Origin of the sequence: Parabacteroides sp. HGS0025 (assembly GCF_000969845.1) — a bacterium.
GTDB classification, from domain to species: Bacteria; Bacteroidota; Bacteroidia; order Bacteroidales; family Tannerellaceae; genus Parabacteroides; species Parabacteroides gordonii.
The window spans coordinates 1,330,730-1,356,109 of the sequence record NZ_KQ033903.1 but is presented as its reverse complement, the minus strand read 5'-3'; the positions used below and the strand labels follow the sequence as shown (position 1 = coordinate 1,356,109).

General features: G+C 48.8%; 18 protein-coding genes. 8 read left to right on the top strand and 10 right to left on the bottom strand.

What is annotated here, in order from left to right:
* Positions 1 to 78 precede the first annotated feature (78 nt).
* From HMPREF1212_RS22100 to HMPREF1212_RS22065, 8 genes are read left to right on the top strand one after another with little or no spacing between them, the layout of a single operon-like run.
* Positions 79 to 555 (top strand): pyridoxamine 5'-phosphate oxidase family protein, encoded by a 477-nt coding sequence (locus HMPREF1212_RS22100; RefSeq protein ID WP_028730222.1) that lies wholly within the window; start codon positions 79 to 81, stop codon positions 553 to 555.
* Between the two features lie 21 nt (positions 556 to 576).
* Positions 577 to 1,044: a hypothetical protein gene (locus HMPREF1212_RS22095; protein WP_028730221.1), complete on the top strand. Its 468-nt coding sequence runs from the start codon at positions 577 to 579 to the stop codon at positions 1,042 to 1,044.
* Positions 1,045 to 1,103: 59 nt separating this feature from the next.
* Positions 1,104 to 2,003 carry a serine O-acetyltransferase gene (locus HMPREF1212_RS22090; protein WP_028730220.1) on the top strand — a complete coding sequence of 300 codons (900 nt, stop codon included), beginning with the start codon at positions 1,104 to 1,106 and terminating at the stop codon, positions 2,001 to 2,003.
* Between the two features lie 25 nt (positions 2,004 to 2,028).
* Positions 2,029 to 3,624: a THUMP domain-containing class I SAM-dependent RNA methyltransferase gene (locus tag HMPREF1212_RS22085; RefSeq protein WP_225607960.1), complete on the top strand. Its 1,596-nt coding sequence runs from the start codon at positions 2,029 to 2,031 to the stop codon at positions 3,622 to 3,624.
* Positions 3,608 to 5,812: a S9 family peptidase gene (locus HMPREF1212_RS22080; protein ID WP_046151110.1), complete on the top strand. Its 2,205-nt coding sequence runs from the start codon at positions 3,608 to 3,610 to the stop codon at positions 5,810 to 5,812. The genes HMPREF1212_RS22085 and HMPREF1212_RS22080 overlap by 17 nt, the downstream gene beginning before the upstream one ends.
* A 20-nt stretch (positions 5,813 to 5,832) precedes the next feature.
* On the top strand, positions 5,833 to 7,101 hold the full coding sequence (gene purD, locus HMPREF1212_RS22075) for a phosphoribosylamine--glycine ligase (RefSeq protein WP_046151109.1): 1,269 nt from the start codon (positions 5,833 to 5,835) through the stop codon (positions 7,099 to 7,101).
* 21 nt (positions 7,102 to 7,122) lie between these two features.
* Positions 7,123 to 8,133 (top strand): hypothetical protein, encoded by a 1,011-nt coding sequence (locus tag HMPREF1212_RS22070; protein WP_046151108.1) that lies wholly within the window; start codon positions 7,123 to 7,125, stop codon positions 8,131 to 8,133.
* Complete coding sequence (locus HMPREF1212_RS22065; RefSeq protein WP_028730215.1) at positions 8,118 to 8,567, top strand: YqaA family protein; 450 nt, start codon at positions 8,118 to 8,120, stop codon at positions 8,565 to 8,567. The genes HMPREF1212_RS22070 and HMPREF1212_RS22065 overlap by 16 nt, the downstream gene beginning before the upstream one ends.
* Before the next feature lie 139 nt (positions 8,568 to 8,706).
* Here the strand turns inward: HMPREF1212_RS22065 and HMPREF1212_RS22060 are convergent, their stop codons facing one another.
* The 10 genes from HMPREF1212_RS22060 to HMPREF1212_RS22015 form a co-directional block, all read right to left on the bottom strand.
* The gene (locus HMPREF1212_RS22060; protein WP_046151107.1) at positions 8,707 to 9,996 is read right to left on the bottom strand and encodes a S28 family serine protease; all 1,290 of its coding nucleotides are present in this window, start codon (positions 9,994 to 9,996) and stop codon (positions 8,707 to 8,709) included.
* A gap of 9 nt (positions 9,997 to 10,005) precedes the next feature.
* Entirely contained in the window at positions 10,006 to 10,992 is a 987-nt protein-coding gene (gene queG / locus HMPREF1212_RS22055; protein WP_046151106.1) for a tRNA epoxyqueuosine(34) reductase QueG, read from the bottom strand.
* A gap of 6 nt (positions 10,993 to 10,998) precedes the next feature.
* The gene (locus tag HMPREF1212_RS22050; protein ID WP_028730212.1) at positions 10,999 to 11,610 is read right to left on the bottom strand and encodes a polysaccharide deacetylase family protein; all 612 of its coding nucleotides are present in this window, start codon (positions 11,608 to 11,610) and stop codon (positions 10,999 to 11,001) included.
* 3 nt (positions 11,611 to 11,613) lie between these two features.
* The gene (locus tag HMPREF1212_RS22045; protein ID WP_046151105.1) at positions 11,614 to 14,859 is read right to left on the bottom strand and encodes a DUF2723 domain-containing protein; all 3,246 of its coding nucleotides are present in this window, start codon (positions 14,857 to 14,859) and stop codon (positions 11,614 to 11,616) included.
* A 225-nt stretch (positions 14,860 to 15,084) separates the two neighbouring features.
* The gene (locus tag HMPREF1212_RS22040) at positions 15,085 to 15,663 is read right to left on the bottom strand and encodes a hypothetical protein (RefSeq protein WP_028730210.1); all 579 of its coding nucleotides are present in this window, start codon (positions 15,661 to 15,663) and stop codon (positions 15,085 to 15,087) included.
* Between the two features lie 27 nt (positions 15,664 to 15,690).
* Entirely contained in the window at positions 15,691 to 16,986 is a 1,296-nt protein-coding gene (locus HMPREF1212_RS22035) for a flexirubin biosynthesis putative acyl-CoA ligase FlxY (RefSeq protein WP_046151304.1), read from the bottom strand.
* Between the two features lie 5 nt (positions 16,987 to 16,991).
* Positions 16,992 to 18,650: a C45 family autoproteolytic acyltransferase/hydolase gene (locus HMPREF1212_RS22030; RefSeq protein WP_046151104.1), complete on the bottom strand. Its 1,659-nt coding sequence runs from the start codon at positions 18,648 to 18,650 to the stop codon at positions 16,992 to 16,994.
* Position 18,651: 1 nt separating this feature from the next.
* Positions 18,652 to 20,151, bottom strand: a complete 1,500-nt coding sequence (locus HMPREF1212_RS22025) for a phytoene desaturase family protein (RefSeq protein ID WP_028730207.1) — start codon at positions 20,149 to 20,151, stop codon at positions 18,652 to 18,654.
* Complete coding sequence (locus tag HMPREF1212_RS22020) at positions 20,144 to 24,013, bottom strand: trifunctional MMPL family transporter/lysophospholipid acyltransferase/class I SAM-dependent methyltransferase (protein WP_046151103.1); 3,870 nt, start codon at positions 24,011 to 24,013, stop codon at positions 20,144 to 20,146. The genes HMPREF1212_RS22025 and HMPREF1212_RS22020 overlap by 8 nt, the downstream gene beginning before the upstream one ends.
* Positions 24,010 to 25,191 (bottom strand): DUF2062 domain-containing protein, encoded by a 1,182-nt coding sequence (locus HMPREF1212_RS22015; RefSeq protein WP_046151303.1) that lies wholly within the window; start codon positions 25,189 to 25,191, stop codon positions 24,010 to 24,012. Before HMPREF1212_RS22015 ends, HMPREF1212_RS22020 begins: the two co-directional genes overlap by 4 nt.
* Between the last annotated feature and the right edge of the window lie 189 nt (positions 25,192 to 25,380).

Genomic DNA, 25,380 nt, shown 5'->3' with positions numbered 1-25,380 from the left:
GACGCATGGAAAAGCAAAGACAATAACGAAGAATTGAACTTTTTTAGCTATGTTTGCAAAAGCATAATTAAAAAGGCAATGAAAACACTGGTACACACAGAGAAAGAACATATAGAGGAAATTATCCGCAGCTGCGACGTTTGTTTCGTCGGCTTGGCTGATACGGATGGTACACCTTATGTAATTCCCATGAACTTTGGCTATCGCGATGGTGTTATTTATTTACATTCCGCCCAGGAAGGCCGCAGCATCTCGATACTGGAACGTAATCCGAAGATCTGTATTACATTCAGTACCGATCACGACCTGGTATTCCAGCATCCTGAAGTGGCTTGCAGCTATCGTATGCGCTCAAAGAGTGTTATCGCCTGGGGAGAAGTGCGGTTTGAAGAAGATTTCGACAAGAAAACGGAAGCACTGGATATCATCATGAAACAATATTCAGACAAAGAATTCCGTTATTCGGATCCGGCAGTAAAGAACGTGAAAATATGGCTGGTAGACCTCGATGAAGTGACTTGCAAAGAGTTCGGGGCGCCACACAAGAAATACTAAACTTAATAAGAGAGTGAATTTATGAAGAATCTGTTAGCGATATTTTTAATGGCGATCCTGTTCGTTTCGTGCGAAGGCCCACAAGGAGAGCCAGGCAGAGACGGTGCATCAACCTACTGGATAATAGAAGATGAAATAGAAGTCAAATCGAACGATTGGAAATTGAGCAGTAACGAAGAAGGAGAGCCAATCTATACCTATGATTTCAGGATCAAAGATAAAGATTACGATCTTTATATGAATGCCTATTATACGGGATTGGTCAGCTGTTATATGTATCTGGATTTTGGAGACGATAAGCTGGAAGCACAAACACCGCTCCCTAACCCGGTTGACCGGCAAGATAAGGATGGCAACAAATGGACAGAAACTTATTCATACGATTACACTATCGATGGTTTTATCATCTTCAAAGTGTCAATCTCTGACTTCTTTCTCGACCAGAAGCCACCAACAACATATTTCAGAGCAGCAGCTTTAACCTATTAAAAAGTACGCATATATCAGATATTTAATGTACTTTTGCCCAAAATAAGACTTTCAAAATAATGGGATTGCAAAAGCATAGCAAGGTACTGAATGAAACAGTAGAGAAGCTTTCGGACGAGAGCTCGTACAAACAGCTGTTCCATGCCTACCGTGACGAAGAAGCACTACCTTCAGGAGAGGTACTGAAGGACATCATAGACCTGTGCCGTGCAATCCTGTTTCCGGGCTACTACGGGAATGCGCGGATCAGCAAACAAACGATCCGCTTCCATACCGGAGTAAATATAGAAACCTTGCACACTTTGCTCTGCCGGCAAATCTATGCCGGACTTTGCCTGGCCGATACGAGCTGTACCTCCTGCCCGGAAGAAAAAATCCAGGCAAGGGCGGAAGAGCTTACCGAAGCATTTATCGCTACCCTGCCGGAAATGCGAAGCCTGCTTGCCACCGATGCCGAAGCCGCCTACAACGGTGATCCGGCTGCACAGAACATCAACGAAGTCATATTCTGCTATCCGGGGTTCCGGGCAATCTGCAACTACCGCATCGCACACCAGCTCTATAAGCTGAACGTTCCTTTCATCCCCCGTATGATCACCGAAATGGCTCACTCCGAGACAGGTATCGATATTCATCCGGGCGCTGAGATAGGACACTATTTCTCTATCGACCACGGGACAGGAACCGTGATCGGCGAAACCAGTATCATCGGAAACCGCGTACGTATCTTCCAGGGTGTCAGCCTTGCAGGAGAAAAGCTACCTCCCGACGAGAATGGCAATGCTATCCGTGGCGTAGCCCGCCACCCGATCCTTGAAGACGATGTAACCGTCTATTCCAACGCGACATTGCTCGGAAAAATACGGATCGGTAAAGGCGCTACGATCTGTGGTAACGTATGGATCACCGGGGATGTTCCTCCCGGCGATGTGATCACGCAAAATAAAGTAACTAAATAATATCTTTTTCTTACAACGCACACAAATGAGTAACGAGACATTTGACATGGTGGCCAAAACCCTTTACGGGTTAGAAGAAATACTGGCCGGTGAGTTATTAGCTATTGGCGCCAACGACATAGAGATCGGACGCCGGATGGTATCCTTCACAGGAGATAAGGAAGTGCTTTACAAAGCAAACTTCTGTTGCCGCACCGCACTGCGCATCCTGAAACCGATCTATCGATTCAAAGCCAAAGACGCCGATACGGTTTACAAGGAAGTAAAAAAAGTAGTATGGGAAAACTATATGTCGCTGGACAAGACCTTCGCGATCGACTCCGTGATCTATTCCGATGACTTCAACCATTCAAAGTTCGTTGCCTACCGCACAAAAGATGCTATTGTCGACTACTTCATGGAGAAGCACAACAAGCGTCCTTCCGTACGTGTAAACAATCCGGATCTGTATATCAATATACATATCTCACACAACGACTGTACATTGTCGATCGACAGTTCGGGCGAGAGCCTCCACAAACGCGGCTACCGTGTCGAACAGACCGAAGCCCCGCTGAACGAGGTACTGGCTGCCGGTATGATCCTGAAAACAGGTTGGAAAGGCGATTCAAACTTCGTCGATCCCATGTGTGGTTCGGGAACCCTGCTGATCGAAGCGGCTATGATCGCGCTCAACATCGCCCCGGGTATCCACCGCAAGGAATTTGCTTTCGAGAAATGGATCGATTTCGACCAGGAACTGTTCGACCGTATCTATAACGACGAAAGCAGGGAACGCGAGTTCACTTTCAAATGCTACGGTTCGGATATCAACCCGGCCGCTATCGAGATCGCACAGAAGAACATACGCAGTGCCGGACTCGTTAAATACATCGACCTGAAGACATTGCCCTTCCAGCAATATGCCGATGCCCCGCAACCGGGCATCATGGTTACCAACCCTCCTTACGGCGAACGTATCTCTTCCCGCGACCTGCTGGGACTTTATAATATGATCGGCGAACGCATCAAGCATGTATTCACCGGTTATAAAGTGTGGATCTTAAGCTACAAAGACGAATGCTTTGACAAGATCGGGCTGCGTCCGAGCGAGAAGATGAAGCTGATCAACGGCTCGCTCGACTGCGAATACCGTTGTTACGATATCTTTGAAGGAAAGAACAAAGACTATAAGAAAGCATTGAACGAAGAAGGGGGAGAATCCTCTTCCGGCAACTCACGTCCTAAAACGGAATTCCCGAGAAAAGAATACGGAAGCCGCGGCAACGACCGTCCTTCGCGTCCCAACTTCAAGTCCGACCGCCTGGATCGCCCCGAACGCCGCTTTGCCGCCGCCCATAGCGAAGATGAAAGCGAACGCGCTTCAGCTGCTCCCGGCAAACGCTTCTTCGGTGAAGAACGTAACGACGGACGCCCTGCCCGCAAACAGTTTGCCGGCGACCGCCCCGTATTGCGCAAAGCCGGTGAGAAACGCCCTGTCAAGATGCGATACAACGACGACGACGATAAATACTCAAAGAATAAAAAGAGCTTCGGAGACAGAAAACGCGGAGAAGGTCGTGCATTCAAGAAACCATTCAAAAGAGGTACTGATGATTTTAAGAATGACTTTGAAGATTAAGTATCTGTTACTCCTTTGCGTGTTCGTTTTATCAACCCCTCTGACACTGATGGCGCAAGACAAGCAGTTTACATTGCACGATCTGATCCCGGGCGGGAAGACATACAGCCGTTTCGTACCCGAGAACCGGTCGCAGTTGCAATGGGTAGGCGACGACATGTATATATATGTAGAGAAGGACATCGTAAGAGGTGCCCAGCCCAAGCACTATCCGGAGATACGCGTCAGCCTCACCGGACTGAACCAGGCTTTACAGGCTGCCGGACTCGATACGGTAGCCCGCATGCCCAATTTCTCCGTACCCTACAAAGGTCAATGGATACTGGCGTTCACCCAGAAGCAGCACCGCATCCATTATGATATGGAGCAGGGAAAGGTTGTAGCCGATTATCCGCTGGATAAGAAATGGAACAACTACGAGTTCTGCCCGGCTAACAGCTACCTGGCTTTCACGGAAGGGAATAACATAAAGATTCTCTCACCATACAATCAACAGGGAATTGTTACACGTGAAACAAAAGAGGGTATCGTATGCGGACAGGCCGTCCACCAACGGGAGTTCGGCATCAGCAAAGGCCTGTTCTGGTCGCCGGAAGGTTCCGCCCTGGCGTTCTACCGCATGGACGAGAGCATGGTGACCGACTATCCGATCGTCAATATCGACGCCCGCTGTGCCAAGGCCGAACCCGTAAAATACCCGATGGCAGGGATGAAAAGCCATGAGGTAACAGTCGGTGTCTATAACCTGTCGACAGGCAATACCGTCTGGTTGCAAACAGGCACCCCGAAAGAGAAGTATCTCACAAACATCGCCTGGAGCCCCGACGAAAAGAGCATCTATATCGCCGAGCTGAACCGCGAACAGAACGAAATGCATCTGGTACGCTACTCCGCCCTGACAGGCGAGAAGGAAGCCGACCTGTTCACCGAAACGAACGAACATTACGTCGAACCGCAGCAGCCTGTCCTCTTCCTGCCCGGCGATCCGCAGAAATTCATCTGGCAAAGCCAGCGTGACGGATACAACCATCTCTACCTCTACGATACCACCGGTAAGCTGCTGAAACAGCTCACCAAAGGCGAATGGGTAGTCAGCCGGGTGATCGGCTTCGATGCCAAAGGCGAGAACCTTTTCCTCACCTCCACCCAGCCGCACGTATTAAGCTCATTCAGCTACGGAACGCCGATGAATGTAAACGGCTGGAAGCTGAACCTGAAGAAAGGGACAATGCAGCTCCTCACCCGGAGTGCGGGACTGGAAAGCGTGCACAACCTGTCTGTCAGCCCTTCCGGCAAATACGCGATAGACAGTTACGACGCACCTGAAATCCCCCGCAAGATAGACATCGTGCAAACGAAAGACGGCAAGGTGATCGAAAACCTCCTGACCGCCAAAGATCCGTACGAAGGCTATGCGATGCCGGAAATAGAAGCCGGAGTCATAAAGGCTGCCGATGGCATGACCGACCTACATTACCGCTTGGTGAAACCCGTCGGACTGGATGAAAGCAAGAAATACCCGACCATCGTCTACGTCTACGGCGGCCCCCACTCGCAACTGGTGACAGGCGGCTGGCTGAACGGCGTCAGGGGTTGGGATATCTATATGGCACAACGCGGATACGTGGTCTTCACTGTCGACAACCGCGGAACCTCCAACCGGGGATTCGCCTTTGAAAGCGTGATCCACCGTAACCTGGGTGTCAACGAGATGGCCGACCAGATGAAAGGCGTGGAGTTCCTCCAATCGCTGCCCTACGTGGATGCCGACCGCATCGGCGTACACGGATGGAGCTACGGAGGCTTTATGACGACTAACCTGATGCTGACACATCCCGACGTATTCAAAGTGGGTGTAGCCGGCGGTCCGGTGATTGACTGGAGCAACTACGAGATCATGTACGGCGAACGGTATATGGATCGTCCGCAGGATAATCCCGAAGGATATAAGAATGCCAACCTGAAGCTGAAGGCCGGCAACCTGAAAGGACACCTGTTGCAGATACATGGCGACATCGACCCGGTAGTGGTCTGGCAGCACAGCCTGGGCTTCCTCAGAGCCTGCGTGAATGCGGACACCTACCCCGACTATTTCGTCTACCCCCGTCACCAACACAACGTGATCGGCAAAGACCGCCCGCATCTCTACGAGAAGATCACGCGGTATTTCGACGACTATTTAAAATAACCGATATAAATAATTAAGATATGAACATATTACTATTAGGCTCCGGCGGCCGCGAACACGCAATAGCCTGGAAGATTGCTCAAAGCCCGAAAGTGGACAAGCTATTCATTGCCCCCGGTAACGCCGGTACTGCACAGGCAGGAACCAACGTATACATCAAAGCAGACGATTTCCAGGCCATTAAAGACTTCGTACTGGCAAACAACGTAAACATGGTAGTTGTCGGCCCGGAAGACCCGCTGGTAAAAGGTGTTTACGACTTCTTCAAGAACGACGCTTCACTGGCCGGCATCCCGGTGATCGGCCCCTCCAAAGCCGGTGCACAGCTGGAAGGCAGCAAGGATTTCGCCAAGGCGTTCATGATGCGCCACAACATCCCGACCGCCCGTTACAAGAGCATCACCGCCGAAAACATCGCCGAAGGTTATGCTTTCCTCGAATCGCTGCAAGCTCCTTACGTGCTGAAAGCCGACGGACTGGCAGCCGGTAAAGGCGTGCTTATCCTCGAAACACTGGAAGAAGCGAAAAAGGAACTGGGCGACATGCTGAACGGTATGTTCGGCGATGCCAGCAAGACAGTCGTTATCGAAGAGTTCCTGACAGGTATCGAATGCTCCGTATTCGTCATGACCGACGGAACAAACTACAAAGTGCTCCCCGTAGCCAAAGATTATAAACGCATCGGCGAAGGCAACACCGGCCTGAATACCGGCGGTATGGGTGCCGTTTCTCCCGTTCCTTTTGCCAACGACGCTTATATGGCGAAGGTGGAAGAACAGATCATCCGCCCGACCATCGAAGGGCTGAAAGCGGAAGGTATCGACTATAAAGGTTTCATCTTCCTCGGCCTGATCAACGAGAACGACCCGAAGGTGATCGAATACAACTGCCGCATGGGCGACCCGGAAACAGAAGTAGTGATGCTCCGTATCCAGAGCGACTTGGTAGACCTGCTGGAAGGCGTAGCCGAAGGCGATCTTGACAAGCGCACCCTGACGATCGACCCGCGTGCTGCCGTAACGGTCATGCTCGTAAGCGGCGGTTACCCCGAAGCGTATGAGAAAGAGAAGATCATCTACGGACTCGACGACATCACATCCGACAATATACTCTTCCACGCCGGCACCATCTCCGCCAGCGGCCGTATCCTGACCAACGGTGGCCGTGTCATCGCCGTCAGCTCTTACGGGGCCGACAAGGAAGAAGCCCTGGCCAAATCATTCGCCGGAGCCAAGAAGATCCTGTTCGACAAGAAGTATTTCCGGAGCGACATCGGCTTCGACTTGTAATAGGTTCAGACAGGAAGCAAAATGAACAGTACATACAGTTACTCCCGCAGACATAACTTATCCGGCACCACGACATTTGTTGTGGTGCTGTTGGCATGTATCGGCTGCTGGATCGCCAGTTATCTGAATTCGGTCGGTTATCCGGTATATGGGGAAGTGACTGCCACACCGTTATGGAATGCCATCTGCCAGGTGCTGCCCGGCAAGGCTTTCACCTACGGGATCGGTATGCTGCTGATGTTCGGAGGGGCTTTCCTGCTTCATCGCGCCAACTACATCCTGGTGTTGATACGCGAAAAGACATTGCTCCCCTTCCTTTTCTATGTGCTGTTCATTAGTACCAATCCGGACTTTCTCCCGCTGAAGTCCACTTCGCTGGGCGTATTCTGCCTGATCCTGGCTATCTACCAGCTATTCACCTCCTACCACGATCCCGAGGCCAAAAGCAATGCCTATAACACGGCACTGCTGATCGGCGTAGGCAGTCTCCTGTGGGTGCATATCCTCTGGTTCCTGCCTTTGTTCTGGATGGGGATGTATAATTTCAGGACATTAAATATACGTACTTTCCTGGCCTCCCTGCTGGGTATCGGCACCATCTACTGGTTCCTGTTGGGCTGGTGCGTGTGGTTCCGCGACTTCACACCGTTCACGATCCCGTTTGCCGCCCTGTTTAAGATCCGTTTCCTGATCTCCCAGGAGCTCGGCCTGCTCGATTGGATCGGTATCCTCTGGATGGCGTTGCTGACAACCGTGTCCGCCATCAACATCATTACGCATGAGTTTGAAGACGTGCTGCGTACGCGCCAGTTCCTGTCTTTCTTGATCGCCATGTCGGTATGGGCTTTCGCGCTCTACCTGCTTTACGAACAGGTTTCCGAAGAATTTCTGGAGACAGCCTGTATCCCGGCTTCCATATTGATCGCCCACTTCTTCACCGTGATGCGGGGTAAGGTCATCTTCTGGACTTTCTATTCAACGATTGTGCTTTATATAACTCTCCTGGTATTACGCTTATGGAATTTCTTATAGAATACGGATATATCGGGGTGTTCATCGCCTCCTTCCTGGCAGCTACCATCCTGCCGTTCAGCAGTGAGGTGGTTCTGACGGGTGTCTTACTGGCCGGTTCGTCCTACTGGCCCTGCATGGTTGCCGCCACCCTGGGTAACTTCCTTGGCGGCATGAGTTGCTACTGGCTCGGTATGCTGGGCAAGGTGGAATGGATCGAGAAATACCTCAAGCTGGATGCCAAAAAGCTGCAAAAGGTGCAGGACTGGATCGCAGGCAAAGGCTCCTGGATGGGCTTCTTCGTCTTCCTCCCCGGCATCGGCGACTTTATCGCAGTGGCACTGGGTTTCCTCCGTGCCAACGTCTGGATCGTCGCCATCTCCATGTTCCTGGGCAAAGCCATCCGCTATTGGGTGTGGATGGAGTTCGTTTATAAGGTGCAGGGGTGGCTGTAAAGAGTTTCAGATATTCCTAATAATAGTATGATAGAAAAATAGGACTATAATGATAGGATATCTATCACTATAATCCTAACCTACCTGACACTATAGTCCTACGATGGTCAGCACTACTATGCTATTCGTAGCTTAAAAATTATTCCGCCAGCCACTGGTTCAGCTGCGTCAATATCTTTTCCTTGATATCTTCCGGCATATTACCGATGCGGGCACGGTGGCTGCCACGGGGTTGGAAGTAGACCTGTTCGTTCTTTTTGCCTTTGAAGACGGGGACATGCGCCGCACTCCACGGGTCGATCTCTCCGTAGATGAAGATCATCTTCGGGTCGTTGTCCTTCAGGAAGTCGTAGATCTTATGATAGAGAGCCGGGCGGAATTCGATCTTGTCGACCAGCTCTTTGGGGAGCATGATGCGGTTAAGATAGCCTTTGCTGCTGTCGATGGTGAGGTACTTGCGGAAAGGCTTCGTGTCGTAGCCATAGTAACCCAGTTCGCGGGCGGCTTGTACGAAGAAGGAGATGTTGGGCTGGTTCTCGGCAAAGTAGTCGGGGCTGCTGATCTCCATCAGGTGTTTGAACAGGGTTTCGTTGTCGGCATTCGATGAAGGGATGACGGAGACCGGGGTGCCCCATTGCCAGAGGGCGAAAGGATATTCCAGTACACAATAGTCTAGCACTTCGGCCATCGGAATACGGTATTCCAGTTTCTTATCTTTGGAGAAGGCTTCGAGTAGAGGAAGCATATCGGCTTTGCGTTTCAGGACTTCCTGCTGGAAATCTTCTATCTTACGGCGTTCCTTCTTGGTACCTACCTTACGCAGGAACGGTTCGTGACGGCCGTCTTCAACACCTTTGCACAGCGGGCCGACGTACGGGACAGAGATATCCACATCATCGGGGAAGAAGGCACGGTAGAGCATGGTGGTCTGGCCGCCCTTGCTGATACCGGTGCTGATCCATTTGCCGGTGTAGAGTTGGCGGAATGTCTGGTTTACGTTATGCAGGTCGTAGGCGGAGTTCTCGGCTGTCAGGTAATCCCAGTTGCAGGGTTCGGGGGTCGACTCGAGGAAGTAACGGTATTCGACGAAGATCAGGTTAGCGTCGAGCAGTTTGGTCAGCTCTTCCTGGTATTTGGGGTTGAGGGCGTAAGCGCCGCCGTATCCTTCGGTCACGATCACGGTAGGACGGTCGAAACCGACATGGCCCACAACGACACGCTGGGTAAATGTACCGGCCGAAGGATCTTTGGGGTCTACGGGTTGGGTGATGCGTACCAGGTACTTTTCCGGATAGACATCCGATTCGAGTTGTTCGATGTTACTGATCCCTTTCAGGGAAGCGAGCTTCTCTTTCAGTTCGCCCGGAGCGGCAAAGGCTGCCAGGGTACAGAGGAAAGAGAGGAGCAGAAGGTTGAATGTTCTTCTCATGGTATATGTTTATTTGTTGTTGATATCCTTTTTGTTGCTGATCGTACGGATCAGCCCTTCATACTTCGCGCGTTTGACGGCCGACCGTGCAAAGATACGATTATAATCTTCACGTGTAAAGTCTTGCAGGCTCTCTTTTTGAAGGGAAAGGAAGTCGGGCGTGGGATGGAAAGCGGCTTCGCGGGTGGGACGGGCGAAACGATTCCAGGGGCAGACTTCCTGACAGGTGTCGCAACCGTAGAGGCGATTGCCCAGACGGGCGGCCTGTTCGGTAGGGATATCGCCTTTATGCTCGATGGTGAGGTAGGAAAGGCATTTACCGGCATTGAGATGGCCGGGGCGTTCGAGGGCTCTGGTCGGACAGGCATCGAGACAACGGCGACAGGAGCCGCAACGGTTCGCTTGGGGGTGGTCATAATCCAACTCCAGTGTCGTGACGATCTCGCCGAGGAAGAAGAAAGAACCTTTGCCGGGGATGATCAGGTTGGTGTTCTTCCCGATCCAGCCGAGACCGGCTTTCCATGCCCAGTAGCGTTCGAGAATAGGGGCGGAGTCGGTGAAGATACGGGCGGCCGAAGAGCTATCCGTATGAATATCCGATTGATCCGGCCTGTTCGCTTGCGGCCCCGTGTCAAGCACGGGGACAAGGTCTGCTATGTATTGCCAGAGTTGGTGCAGTTTGTCTTTTACTACGAGGTGGTAGTCTTTTCCGTAAGCGTAATAGGAGATACGGGGGGCATCGGGCAATTGTTTCACGGCCGGGTAATAGTTGAGGACGACGGAGATAACGGAACGGGCACCTTCCACTAACCCGGCCGGATTGAGACGGATGTCGCGGTAGTTCTCCATATACTTCATGCCGGCATGACAGCCTTCGGCTATCCACCGGTCAAAAAACAAAGCTTCGGTGTCTGCGGAAGCTACTTCGGCTATTCCGCAGGCATCGAAGCCCAGTTGGTTGGCTTTGTTCTTTATTTGGGTGGACAAGTCCGCCATGACAGATTATTCAAACACCTTAAACGTATATCCTTCCTTTTGCAGCCATTCGATGGCGCGGGGCATGGCTTCGCGCATGTTCGTTTCGGCTTTGAGGGAGTCGTGGAAGACGATGACGGAGCCGTTGCGGGTATAGTTCTTTACCACATTAAAGACACCGTTCGGGGTCATATGGGGGCTGTAATCGCGGGTGACGACATCCCACATGATGATCTTGTACTTCCTTCGTAGAGCGACTACCTGGGGGAAACGCATATGACCGTGCGGCGGACGGTAGAGGTCGCTATGGATATATCCGGCGGCCTTCTCGATGTTATCCAGATAGTTCTTCGTCCAGTATTGAAGGCCCTGGATATGGTTAAAGGTGTGATTGCCTACCCTGTGTCCGCGGTCGAGCACCATCTGATAGATATCAGGATGCTTGCGGACGTTATCCCCTACACAGAAGAAGGTAGCCTTCACACCATATTTATCGAGTATATCCAAGACCCAAGGGGTAACCTCGGGAATAGGGCCGTCGTCGAAGGTGAGATATACACACTTCTCCTTGGCCGGTATCCGCCAGATTACCCCTGGAAACAGGACCCTGTAAAACCAGGGTGGTTGTTCTATAAACATATATTACTTATTCCCACGAACCGAACCGTAAGCCATCCGATAGTTGTCAAACTCTTCCTGATACTTAGTTGCAAATTCGGGATTATAATGTTTGCTGACTGCCAGCACTTGCTGCATAACGGCCAGGTTATGTTCCAATTCTCTTGTTACAGAGGCCAACTGAGACGGTTTCAGACGGAAGAACCAATCGATATTACGCATTGCATTCTCTGCAATTCCGGTAAATACCTCTTCTGCCTTTTCGTTTTCATCGAGTGCATAATACAGTTCGCCGGTAGAAAGAGCCGTGTAATCCAACGGCACATTTTCCGGGGGCAATACTTCCATGCTCTTGTTCAGCACGTTCAATGCTTTCTCGTTCTTACCTTCTTTCAGCAGGTCTTCCGCCAGTTTATTGAACAGGGCCATACGATAGCTCTTACACATACGCATCACGTTCTCGTCGATATAAACGCCCGGCTGGTCTACGCCACCCCATTTGAACTTGTTCATGACGTTATCATACATCTTTTCCGTGTTCGTTTCCTTGTTGGCATTCTTCGGAACGATCTGGTAAGCCAGACCTGTCTGTTCAAAGTAACCGTCCAGACCGACAAACTGGTCAGGATTTACGGTGATCGCATAATAAATAGGACGTTCCCAGTTATTGGTCTGCAACATATCCAGGATCATCAGTTCCTGTTTGCCCAGTGCGTTCTTACCTTTCAGGTTGATCGTCATTTCCTTCAGCAGACCGGTTGAGTCGGTTGCCAGGCCTTTGGCTACTGCTGTGGCAGAGTCGACTTTATAGATCAACGTTTCAGAAGGGATATAATCGAGTTCCTGATTAAATCCGGGGATCTTCTTGAACTTCGGATCGTTGCTACGGACAAAGCTCAGAGCCGTATTCAGGTCGATAGGTTGATCCATCATCGGGATTACATAAGCCGCATCGCGTGTACCCTGCACATAGTCCGCACGGTTCCAGGAGATAGGCAGCGGAGCCGATTCGTAAGCCTGTTTCTTCATCTGGTCGATATACCAGTCGGTTTGCAGGTAGCTGGTGTTACATACACGTACATCGGTACGGATGCCTTCCACTTCCTGTGCATACCACAACGGGAATGTATCGTTATCACCGTTGGTGAAGATCACGGCATTCGGTTCGCAGGATTCCAGGTAGTTAGCACCGAAATCGCGGCAAACGTAACGTCCTGAACGGTCGTGGTCGTCCCAGGTCTGGCTAGCCATCTGGATGGGAACGAACAGACACAGCACGGTTGCGAGAGAGCCGGCCACCACCGGAGATAGCTTACCATACTGCCGCATCAACTTGGCCAGTGCCGCGACACCGAACCCGATCCAGATACAGAACGCATAGAAGGAGCCTGCATAGGCATAGTCTCGTTCACGCGGCTGATAAGGCGTCTGGTTCAGGTAGAGCACAATGGCAATACCCGTCATGAAGAAGAGGAAGAAAGTGATCCAGAAGCTCTGGATACCCCGCTGTCCGGAATAAGCCTGATACAACAGACCTAAAATACCGAGCAGGAGCGGCAACATATAGTATACGTTATGTCCTTTATTATTGGCTATATCATAAGGCATGTTATCCTGCGGGCCGACAAGTACTTCGTCGATGGCTTTGATACCGGTGATCCAGTTACCGTTCATCACCTCGCCATTTCCCTGGATATCGTTCTGACGTCCGGAGAAGTTCCACATGAAATAACGCCAGTACATGAAGTTAAGCTGGTAAGCGAAGAAGTAACGAAGGTTCTCAGCAAAGGTCGGTTTCATCACCGTCACATTCTCTCCACAACGGTTAAACTTCACGGGCTCTCCCTTGAATTGCGACCATTCCTTATAGGCTCCCACATGGGCATCCACATTGCTGTACATACGCGGGAAGAGCATACTCAACTCGTCTACATATTCATATTCAACGTCGTGACGGGAAACATAATACTTATCTTTCTCGTTCGGATCTTGTTTGATCACGCGGCTCCAAACGGCTTCACCTTCCTTGGTTACAGGAGAACAGTTACCCCCCTGGTTTTCGCGCTTCACTTCCGAAGCAAATGTCTGTCCGTAGAGCAGCGGGGTTTTACCATACTGTTCACGGGCCAGATACGAACGCAGGGTGAAGATATCGCTCGGCGCATTCTGGTTCATAGGCGTATCGGCGGTAGCACGGATCATAGTCAGTGCATAAGACGAATAACCGACAACGATTACCATCAGGCAGACCAGTATCGTATTCAGCAGCTTGATATTAACTTTCTTGCTCATGAAGAGATAAGCGCTCAACGCAGCCGTCAGGATAACGGCCAATACATAACCGCTACCGATGAACGGAACACCTACCAGTACAACGGCCAGGATAAAGGCGATCTTCATACGTGTCGGATTGATCTCGTCGCGCATCGTCTCCCAGATAGCCCATATCAGTACACCAGACAAAGCAAATACATAAGCAAACACACCCGAGTTGTAAGGCATTCCAAGTACGTTGACGAACAGCAGTTCGAAATAACCGCATACCTCAACCAGTCCCTGAACGACACCATACATCATCAGTCCTACGATTGCGAAAGAAACCAGCAATGCATAGATGGTACCTTTCATCGTCGGATTCGGGAATTTCTTATAGTAATAAACCAGCACGATCGCCGGGATACACAACAGGTTCAGCAGGTGGACACCGATACTCAGCCCCATCAGGTAAGCGATCAGTACGATCCAACGGTCGGCATGAGGGCGGTCGGCCGCCTCTTCCCACTTCAGGATCAACCAGAATACCAGGGCTGTGAACAGGGAAGAATAAGCATATACTTCACCTTCTACCGCACTGAACCAGAATGTATCGCTAAAGGTATAAGCCAAAGCTCCTACCAGGCCGCTACCCATGATAGTGATCATTGTACCCAAAGAAATTTCATTCTCCTCGTTCACCATGATCTTACGGGCCAGGTGGGTAATACTCCAGAACAGGAACAGGATAGTCAGCCCACTGAACAGTGCCGACATAGAATTGACCATTTTAGCTACTGTGGAAGTGTCCGACGCAAGCTGTGTGAACAGGTTGGCCGTCAGCATAAAGAACGGTGCTCCGGGTGGGTGTCCTACTTCCAGTTTAAAGGCAGAAGAGATGAACTCACCACAATCCCAGAAGCTGGCAGTGGGTTCGATCGTCATCAAATAAACGGTGGTTGCGATCAGAAATACGACCCATCCCAACACGTTGTTGATTAGTTTATACTTTCTCATACGTTTGTATAAAGTGTGATAATTAATTGTCTAAAAAAGCTATCCTAACACAGACAGTCGGCCGCAAAGGTAAGCATTTACGTTTAATACCAACGCCCTAACACTCTATAAATTGTATTGAAGAGATTAGAATTATATTAAAAAACGACTGATATTTAGCTGACAAAAAAATGACACCAATGTCACACTGATGTCATTTTTCATTTATCTGTAAATCAATTAGATTCACTTGATCTTTTTTACCTTATTCAATATTTTATAAACCGGATAAGCCCAGTAGTTACGAAGTCCGAAGCCTCTGGCTTTTTCAGTAAACTGCCTGTTAAAAATAATGTCTTTGGTGGCGATATCGAACACAACGACGTTGTAAGTAGCCTGTGTCTTTCCTTTGTTAAGTAGCCCAGCGATGAAAACTGCGCCATATCCCTGAGCATTTCCGGTATTAAACTGACGGATATGTTCCGCTATTTCGTCACCAATCAGTTGATAACTATCGTCACTGGTAAAAAGATCAGCTTTCTTTATCTGTTCGATAAGGTTCTGAGAAGTTTCCAGATCGGTTGTTACAGCAGCGTCAAATGCCTTAGCCGTATCATACTTTTTCGGCTCGCGCTGGAATAGCGTATTTATTCCATAGAAAGCATCCTTAAACTGTTCCGTCGTCTCATCAGCACCGTACACTTTAGCCATAGAAAAGTCCACACCAAAAAATGTCAGTTTGTCTATATCCTTCAAATTTGTTTTATCCTGTGCATTTACAAGGCTTGTCAGGAATAAAAACATCAATACCATCAACTGTTTCATACGATTACATTTTAAATTAGTACTAAATTATCGCAAATCTATAAATTTAATTGCTTTCCTGCTCATCTGGGGCATCTGAATTTTAGCCACATAGTCAGGAGAAGCAAACTGAATGGTAGGCGCCACCCGTACTTTTGAACGGAACAGATCCTTGATTTGCTTGGCAAAAGCTTCTGTTTGCCTGTCGCTTCCTACCCGGATCAAAATATCATCGGTACCGAGATCGTTCGTATAAACTTCCACTACATAATTCTTTACGCCGGGAATATTATCGAGGATATCATATAAAGCAGGCGGATAAAGGGTTGTTCCTTTATATTTTATCATCTGCCCTTTGCGACCCAGCACAGAACTCAGCCTCACCGTATTCCGTCCGCAGGAGCAAGGTTCCGTATAGTGATAACAGATATCGCCCGTCTTAAAGCGTAACAAAGGCATTCCTCTAACCCCCAATGTAGTGATAGTGACCTCACCGGCTTCTCCTTCGGCTACAGGTTGGTTCTTATCATCCAGAAACTCTACAATGATCAGTTCCGGCTGCAAATGTCCTCCCCGACAGGCCTCGCATTCCGTAAAAGAAGACTGCATTTCTGTTGAAGCATACGTAGACTGCAACAAAGGAGTACTCCATTTCTCATGGATACGCTGTCCCAGAGTGTTCAGGGAGAAATCCGGATTGCGTAAGGCTTCACCGATGCAAATCGCTTTTCGTATGGAAGAATTGTTATAATCGATCCCGTTGGCTTCCGCATATTCTATCAGTTTGACCAGAAAAGAAGGGACAACCATGCAGAAAGAAGGATGTATCCGATGGATCGTATCCCATTGCAATTCCGGTATTCCATTACCGACACGCACCACGCCGGCTCCCAGTTCACGGGCACCCATATAATAAGCCAAGCCAGCCATAAAGCGCCGGTCAAGTGTTGTCATCAACTGCATGACATCTTGCTTCGTACAGCCGGCAGTCGTGAACGATAAATATTCATTATAAGATAACCTGTCCAGATCGTCACCGGTGAGAACAAATGTCACCGGATCACCCAACGTTCCGGAAGTCGTTACGTAATCGATTATATCCGCTTTGTCTACACAAATAAAATCGTCATTATATAGTTGCAGGTCTGTTTTTGTCGTGACCGGCAGTTGCTGCAAGTCCTCTAATGTTCGGATATGGGAAATATCGATCCCTTCTTCTCTGAACATGCGTTGATAAAATACGGAATGATTATTCAGGTATTCCAACTCACCGGCCAGTCGAAACTCCTGATAAGCCTTTATCTCTGCCGGGGTTTTAAATTGTATAGCACTATACTTATCCATATCGTTCATTGTTTTATTTTCTCTTGTAGAGCCGTACGCTCCTCTTCTTTAGGAATTTCTTTTGTTAAAGCGGTCTGCCAGGAGAGGATCGCTCTATCTTCCGCACCAAATGCCTGATAATAATCGCCGACCAATTGCCAGGAATAGTAGAACTCGGGATTTGATGCTATAAACTCATCCAGCAAAGCTTCATCAAGGGGAGTATGACTACCGATACTATGACGAATATCCTTTGCCAAATTCTTATAAGTCAACAATTGCCGATAGACCGGACTATTCAGAAAGGTATCCGCCGGTAGTGAAAGACTATCGATCCGTAACTCTCCCGTATCAGTGGGATGAGCAAATATCTTATTCAGATCATAGGCCACATATTCACCCAGTTGCCAGGGAGCAGTCGATACCCACATCAAGCGTTTAGCAGGTTCAAAGATGACAGAATGGTGGGCTATAAACTGGTTGATCGCCTTTTCATTGGTCAATCCGATCTCTTTTCCTTCTTCTCCAAAGCGGTTACGCAGTATGGAAGCCGCTTTCGATGGATCTACCGGGAGATTATCACTTAATAATTCATCCAGCCGGGCCTGTCGGTAAGGGCTGTCGGAGGTAGCTATATTTTCCTTGTTACGGGCATCTTCTTTAAAAGTATCCGACTGGTAATGGTTTGTACAGATAATCCGGTTTGTTCCCGACTGGAAAAGAGCAATCTTATCGGTCGATTTCTCAATAATAGCCGCTTTACCGTCTTTCGCCGAACCGATCAGCAGAGACTCCGCGACAAAGGTTTTATGCTTCTGTGCAATCGCATAAGCCTCCTCTATCGTAGAAGCATATTGCAATATCTCACGTGCCAGTAGGGAGATAGGCATAGCAGCCGATACCGGCATCGTAGATTTGGCAGCATTGATCGTCACAGTCAGTCCCGTTTCGTTCATACCCGACAATACTCCGGTCATTCCCGCCCAACCGACAGAAGCAAAACGATATCCGTCGGAAGGCTGATAAAAAGAGACCAGTTTGTTACGGGCAAAGTCATCCCCTACATAAAAGTCAAAATTACGTCCGATCAGTAAAGTAGAGTCCGCACTTTCTTCTCCCCAAACACCGAAGGAGCTGCATCCGACCAGCATATAGTCCTGCATGGCATGCCCGATATCATGCGCCGCATGGTAATTCAACTGACGTTCATAAGGAGTTCCGATCGCATCATACTCATGGGAACAGGAAAGAGATATTCCATAGATCTCCGTCCTGTATTCTTCCGGTATATATTCGCCCAGATTACGGTTAAAGAGGATCAGGAAGAAACGCAAGAATTTCAGATAACTGTCTGAAGGAATGATCTGGCGTATCTGATCGACAAAGACCTCTTCCTGATAATGCAACAAATCTTCCGCCAGCTTCCCGAAAGCCACTCCCCGCTCGGCAGGATCTCCCTGCACCGACAATTCCCACAAACCGCTTTTACTTTGCCGCAGATGATTAGGGCCATAGGTGCGTAAACTATCCGTTTTTATTAGCGGATAATCCGGTAGGGTGTTCATATCTATTACCGGTTGCTTCATATCCGCAGTCAGATAGAGAGCAGACGAAACAATCACTATCAGTCCAATGAGACTAATAAAGGACAGGACGAAGTATTTCAGTATTTTCTTTATCTTCATATCAGGCTTCTCCTATTTTACGGGCCAGGTATTCCGAACCCACTAATTCCGTACAAGTCAGCATAGAGGTCAAAGTCACCCCCAAAGCACCGTGTACATTCAGACTCTGTCCGGTCAGGAACAGGTTAGGGATACGCGTACGTGTCGGGATCAGCGTAGTCAACGGATTATTATAATTCTTCATAATCCCATAGGCTGACCCTTCCGGGGTTCCGGTATAATCGCGGTAAGAGAGCGGCGTAGTCGTTACGATCTTCTCCGTGTTCAGTGATATACCGGGACAATAGCGTTCGGCAAAAGCGATCAACTGCTGCGCTTTATCTAATTTGAACTGCTCGTAATCGGAGCCACGCTGCCCGACAGTTGTATTTTCCCAGGCTTGTACTTCCGACAGATACATAGGCGAAAGAAGGCAGATCACATCCGTGTACTGCTCCAAGACGGAAGAAGGTTGCATCGAAACCATACAGGTATTGATCCGGGTATCTTCCTTGTGTCCGGTATTATACCAGGCATTCTGATCGCCCAATAAAAAGAAGTTCCGGTTACTATACGGAGTCGTCCCCCGCTTCTGAAGCAGATAGACAGAAAACAGCCCATACGAATTAGGCAGATGCTCCAAACGGGATAAGGCCGCTTTCCGTATGAGCGGCGATTTCTCCACCAGATTCAATGTATTGAAAGGATGCAGGGAAGATATCACATACCGGGATTCCAATCTTTCCGCCCGGTTGATTTCCACTGCTTGTATCTCATTTCCGGACAGGCATAGTTTACTTACTTCCGCACCAGTCAGCACCGTCCCTCCATTTTGACGGATCACATTCACCATCGCATCCACCACCTGCATACTCCCATCTACAAAACGCCAGGCTCCCTGCAAATAAGAATTTGTAATAATGGCATGATGATAGAAGGTAGAAACCGACTGATCGCCCCCATAAAGTAATACACTGCCGGATAAAACCTGTTGTAAGGTTGTATCTGAAGTGATTTCCCTGATTTGCTCCCAGGCGGAGATATAAAAGTTATCCATATTCCCGGATGACAATTTGCCTTTCCGCAACTGCTCCACACTGATAGAACGCCCCACACTATCCAGCAAACCAACATAACGTTTGAGCGCCTCTTTCTCTTTCGGAAACTCACGGGTCAATGTCTCGGCAAACCGTTCATGCCCCATAGCAAAAGGATAGAATTTATCCTGATAACAGATCACATCAAAAGCCACCTCATCCATCCGCCTCATCTTCAGCTTATCCATGATACCGAAATAAGTGAAGTATTGCCGCATGATCTCCCCTTCATCCATACTCCCGATATAATGAATACCGGTATCCAATACCCTGCCATATCGTTTAAAGGATTGAAAACAACCGCCAGGCAAGGCGTTCTTTTCAAGCACGCAGACATTATACCCTTCCTTGCTCAACGTTACACCGCAAGCCAGGCCGCCTAATCCGCTTCCTATGATAATAACATCATACCGGTTATCATTCATAAGCGACCTCCTTCTTTCTCAGGATATAGATCATATTGGAAGTAAAGCGGTCGTTTGCCCGCTGCTCTATCTCCAGATGAAAACGTTCCGCTACACGGATAAACTGTTCATGCGTCGGAAAACAGAGGTCATTCTCCCTCTTGTTAAATTCCAGCAAACGGGTGGAAAGTAATTCGGTAAACCGCGTCACACGGTGCTTTGTCGTTCCTCCGGCATCCCCGTCACGGATAATCAGCATACCACCCGGCAACAACTTGCCGATACAGGTTTCAAGCAACCGTTCCTGTGACGGATAATCCATATAATGGAGCATATCATTCATAACAAACACATCGCTTTCCGGCAGATCATAGTCTGCAACATTAGCACAAACGAAGCGTATACGCTCATTCCGGGAGAAATTATGATTGGCTACGGCAATCTTATCCGCATCATAATCGATCCCCAGTACCGTTCGCTCTCCGGAAAGCATCGCAAGCATATAGGACAAAGGCCCCAGGCCACAACCGATATCCGTAATCCGGGCTCTGCGCGGAACAATCCGGTTAAAAAAGTCATACTTATCCTCCATACGGACTTTGATACGGATATACCATTCTTCCACCGGACCCTTATAAATATAATTAGCCACCAACTGCCGGTAGAAATACGGGTTCCTCGGATTTGAATAAATATCACAAGTCTCCTGATAAGCCCTGCGGAAAGTTTTAGCTATCGCTTTGGAACGTTCCTGGTAAGTGACTCCGTAACTCGCATCCGTATACAAAATACGAGGTAATATCCGGGTGCATAACACTCCCCGTTTTACATAGAAAGGCTGCCGCTTCGAAATGATCATTCCGGTTCCGTAAAGAACTACCGGAAGTATATCCAACTGCAATTTCTCCGCCAGATAGAAAGCCCCTTTGTGGAAACGATGCACCTGGCAATCAGCCGAACGTGTCCCTTCGGGGAAGACAACAACGGAATATCCCTGCGCCACCTTGTCCCGAAGATGATGCAATACCTTTTCGTACCCATCTTCCGTTTGTACAAAGTCGGCATACTGTACGATCTTTCCAAAGACAGGAGAATGCCAGACCCACCTGTTCGTCACCATCACCAGCTTCGGAGCCAGTGAAAGCATTACCAGGATATCGACAAAAGACTGATGGTTGGCAATGATCACCGCCGGCTTCTCAAACGTTTCATTTCCCGGATTGATATTCTCACGCCGGGCAATCCAGGCCGCTTTCAGGAAGATACGCAACATATACATCATGATCCGGCTGAACACTTGCTTCTTTTTCCGCCGCTTCACCGGAAGTAATATCAGCAGAAGGGCAACCCCCATCATCAACAGGCAACCGACAACGAACAACCCGAAGAACCAGACCGTAACCAGCAAGCCGGAGAGCGTATAAGGGAAATTACCCCTCGATGCCGGCCCGGAGATAAAGAAGCGGAACAGAATCGGTAGAATAGTGTAAGACACCAGCACTACGGAGATCATTCCCAGGATCGAGATCACCGAAATGGATTGTAATGCCGGATGTTTGGCAAAGACCAGTACCCCCAGCCCCACTACAGCAGTGAATGAAGAGAAAAATATAGCCGTCTTATGGGAAGTCAGCATCTTCTTCCCCGTCCGGTACTCTTGTTGCAGGCCGTCCATAATAAAGATACTGAAATCATCCCCCAAGCCGAAAATAAAGGTGGAAAGGATAATATTCACGATATTGAACTGCGTTCCGGTAGCCGCCATCAACCCCAGGATAATCACCCAACTGACAGCCATCGGCGTAAAAGTCATCAAGGTCAGTTCGATCCGTCCATAGGAGATCAGCAAAGCAAAGAAGATAAGGAACGAAGAGATATACAGTATCAGGTAAAAGTCGTCGTTAATGGCAGACACCCATTTATTGGCAAAATACCCGCGATCAAAAATCACCAATCCGTCATTACCCGCAAAACGGTCGTAGACAGTCTCTTTATCCTCCTCATTCAGACGTACCTGTGTAATAAACATAGACAGGGAATCAGCTGAAGAAACCCAACTGTCCAATAGAGGTAAAGAAGAATCACCCGCAGTAAAGTCACAGGGAAGATACTGTTTATCTAGAAGGGCAAAGAAATCATGGAAGGTATCTTCGCGGAAATGGTACTTCGCAGCCCCGTTTTTAATATCCTCCCTTACCTGCGTTTTCCGTCCCTCCGTCCAATAACTATTCCAGCGTTCAATACGGCGCTGTTGTTCCGCATAAGGGATAAATATCTTTTCAGCAGAAGCGAATTCTTTGATCCTGCCCTCTGCTTTCAACGAATCCAGTTTACGGTTCGTTTCGGCATAATGCCGTAGCCCCTCATCGGGGGTGCTTCCGACCGATACGAAAAGCGTCGTTTTATTATCCGACTGGAACAGGTCGTTCAAACGTTGTTCGGCCGCCTTCAGGTTAGCCGGCTCAAAACTCAGGTTCATCATATTACTGTCGAACGTCACCTTCCCCGACATATAAAGAGACACAAAGAAGACAACTACGATCGTAATAACCAACGGCTTATTCTTTTCATACGCATACCCGTTAATCTTCTCAATAAAACGGAGAACCCTCCCCGACTCCTCATGCCCTTCCTTCACTTTCAGGAAATGCGGCAGGAACACCAGACAGAAGAAGGTGGTTCCAATCAGCGCCAACGATGAGAACAGCCCAAAGTCACGCAACAAATCGGAACTGGTGAAAACCAACCCGAAGAAAGCGCCGACCGTCGTAAAACTACCCACAGTAAGCGGATAAGCCAGCTCCTCGATCAACTGCCGGATAGACGAAACATGATTAAAATGCGACAGCACATGAATGGAATAACTCAGTGCCACCCCAAACACCGCCGCCCCTGCTCCGATAGCAATAGCCGAGACAGACCCTTTCAGGAAATAGATCAGAGCCAGCGAAAACACAGCCCCGTACAATACCGGCAATATAATCAGGATCACCGCCGAACGGCTCTTGAATACCAACGTGATAAAAACAATGATGATAATCAGCGCGATCGTCATCGTCAGCATCGTATCCGACTTGATCTGCCGGGCATTATATACACCGACCGACGGCCCGCCGAAATACTCTGCTTTCACACCGGGATACGTGTCCATCGTCTCCCTTAGCCGCTTCTCGATCGTATCGATCAGGAACTCATTCTTCCCGGTACTTCCCGTCCCGTAATGCGGAGTAATAAAAAGCAACAGGGTAGACATATCCCTCGAAAAGATATGCCCGTCATATATCTCATAATTAGCCGTCATCTGGAAATCGCGCAACTTTTCCAGCGAGGTAGTCCCCAGCCCTACCGGGTCACGGGGTAATATACTTTTCAAAGCGACTCCCGCAGGAGATAGTAAATGCAGATAATTACTACGCATACGGCGTTCTATCCCATCGGCCGTCAGTACAGAATCCATGCGGGCATAATCGTCCTCCGTCAGGAAAACCGGCAGATTATCATAAATGAAATCTGTCACTTTCCCGATCATATTCTCATCCACTTCCGAGAATATATCCGTGATGTATTCGGAACCGGCCTCAGCCAGCAAACTGTCTTTCAGCAAGTCACCCGCCTCGATCAGCCGATCGGACGGAACCGTACCGGAAACAGTGTCGGCAGACGACAACATAACGATGATCTTATCTTTGACTTTCAGATTCTGAAAAACGATCTCCGTACTCCTCGCATCCTGCGTATCAGGAAAGAAACGGGTTACATCCTCCTCGAATTTCACCTGTACGGCAAAGAAAAGCATCAGCAAAAAGCTACCGGCCAGTAACAGGTAACGGAGAGCCGTATGGCGTTCCAGATAATTATATATATGAATAAACAACTTACTCATCCGGCAATACGTTCAGGTTTCCTGAACAACGAAAGCAACGTTAAACAAACAAAGCCGGCCAGCAATCCGCAGATAACGGCAAAAACCATACTCCCGGCCAGATATTGCAGCAGCGAATCTTTGATCGTATCAAAAGTAACCTCGTGCAACGTCAGCGTCACAGGCTGATCCAGCACCCAGCCGCCCGTCACATAACTGCCAAACAGCAGGAAAGGGATCATGGGCGGGATACTGATATTCGAGGCCACAATGGTAATGACCTTGTTTAGCCCCATAAAATGCGCCAGCACCCCGGCAACGATCATCTGATATCCCCAGATCGGAACAATCCCCATGAACACACCGAACATGACCGCCAACGCGATCCGCAAATTCGACTCTGCGGAATGCGTAATATTCTTAGAGACAAACTTCTTCACATTCTCTTTCGTCACACTCCGCACACATTTCCACGGCCAGTACCATAACAAGGCGATCAAGACGAGCACCGAGTTCAGCAAACTGATACGCGTAAAGTCGCGCAACGGACGAAAATGGCTGATTCTTTCCCCAGCCGGCGGATAATACACCTTTATCGGTACATTCGCCACCCGTATATTCCTCCAAGCAGCCTGTACGATTATTTCCAGTTCATATTCATATTTCGTAGTGAAAAGATGCATCTTCTTCAGCTTGTGCAAAGGATAAAGCCGAAAGCCCGACTGCGTATCCGACAGCCGGATGCCTGTCTCCAGTGTAAACCAGAAATTAGAGAATTTATTGGCGAAGGTATTTTTCCCGGGCATGTTATCGGAAGCCAGATTACGGGCTCCGATCAGCAAACTATCGGGATAAAGGGCTATTTCTTTCAAGAAAACAGGTATATCATCCGCATAATGCTGCCCATCCGAATCAAGGGTAATCGCATAACGGTAACCGGCTTCCGTAGCAGCCTTCAATCCGGTATTCAAGGCATATCCTTTTCCTTGGTTGTCAGGATAACTGATTACACGTATCCCGGGAAATCCTTTCAGAACCTCTAACGTATTATCCGTAGAACCGTCATTCACCACTATGACAGGAAATGAATAAGCCAATACATCTGTCAGTACCTGACCGAGTGTCCCCCCGTTATTATAGGTTGGGATCACAATAACCGATTGACTTTCCTGCTGCTGATGTTCCAACTCTGCCACAATCGTTGCTTTTAGTTTCAGCACAGTTACTCCGCCTGCATTGGCTGTAACCTGTAGCCTGTTTGAATCCTTCAATGAAAATATAAAGTCCAGCAACTCCTGCTCCGATGGATTTACCACAGAAAGGAACTTGCAACTGGTTACCGTCTGAAAGCGAACCGGGGTATCTAAGATTGTCGACATGCATTCCTT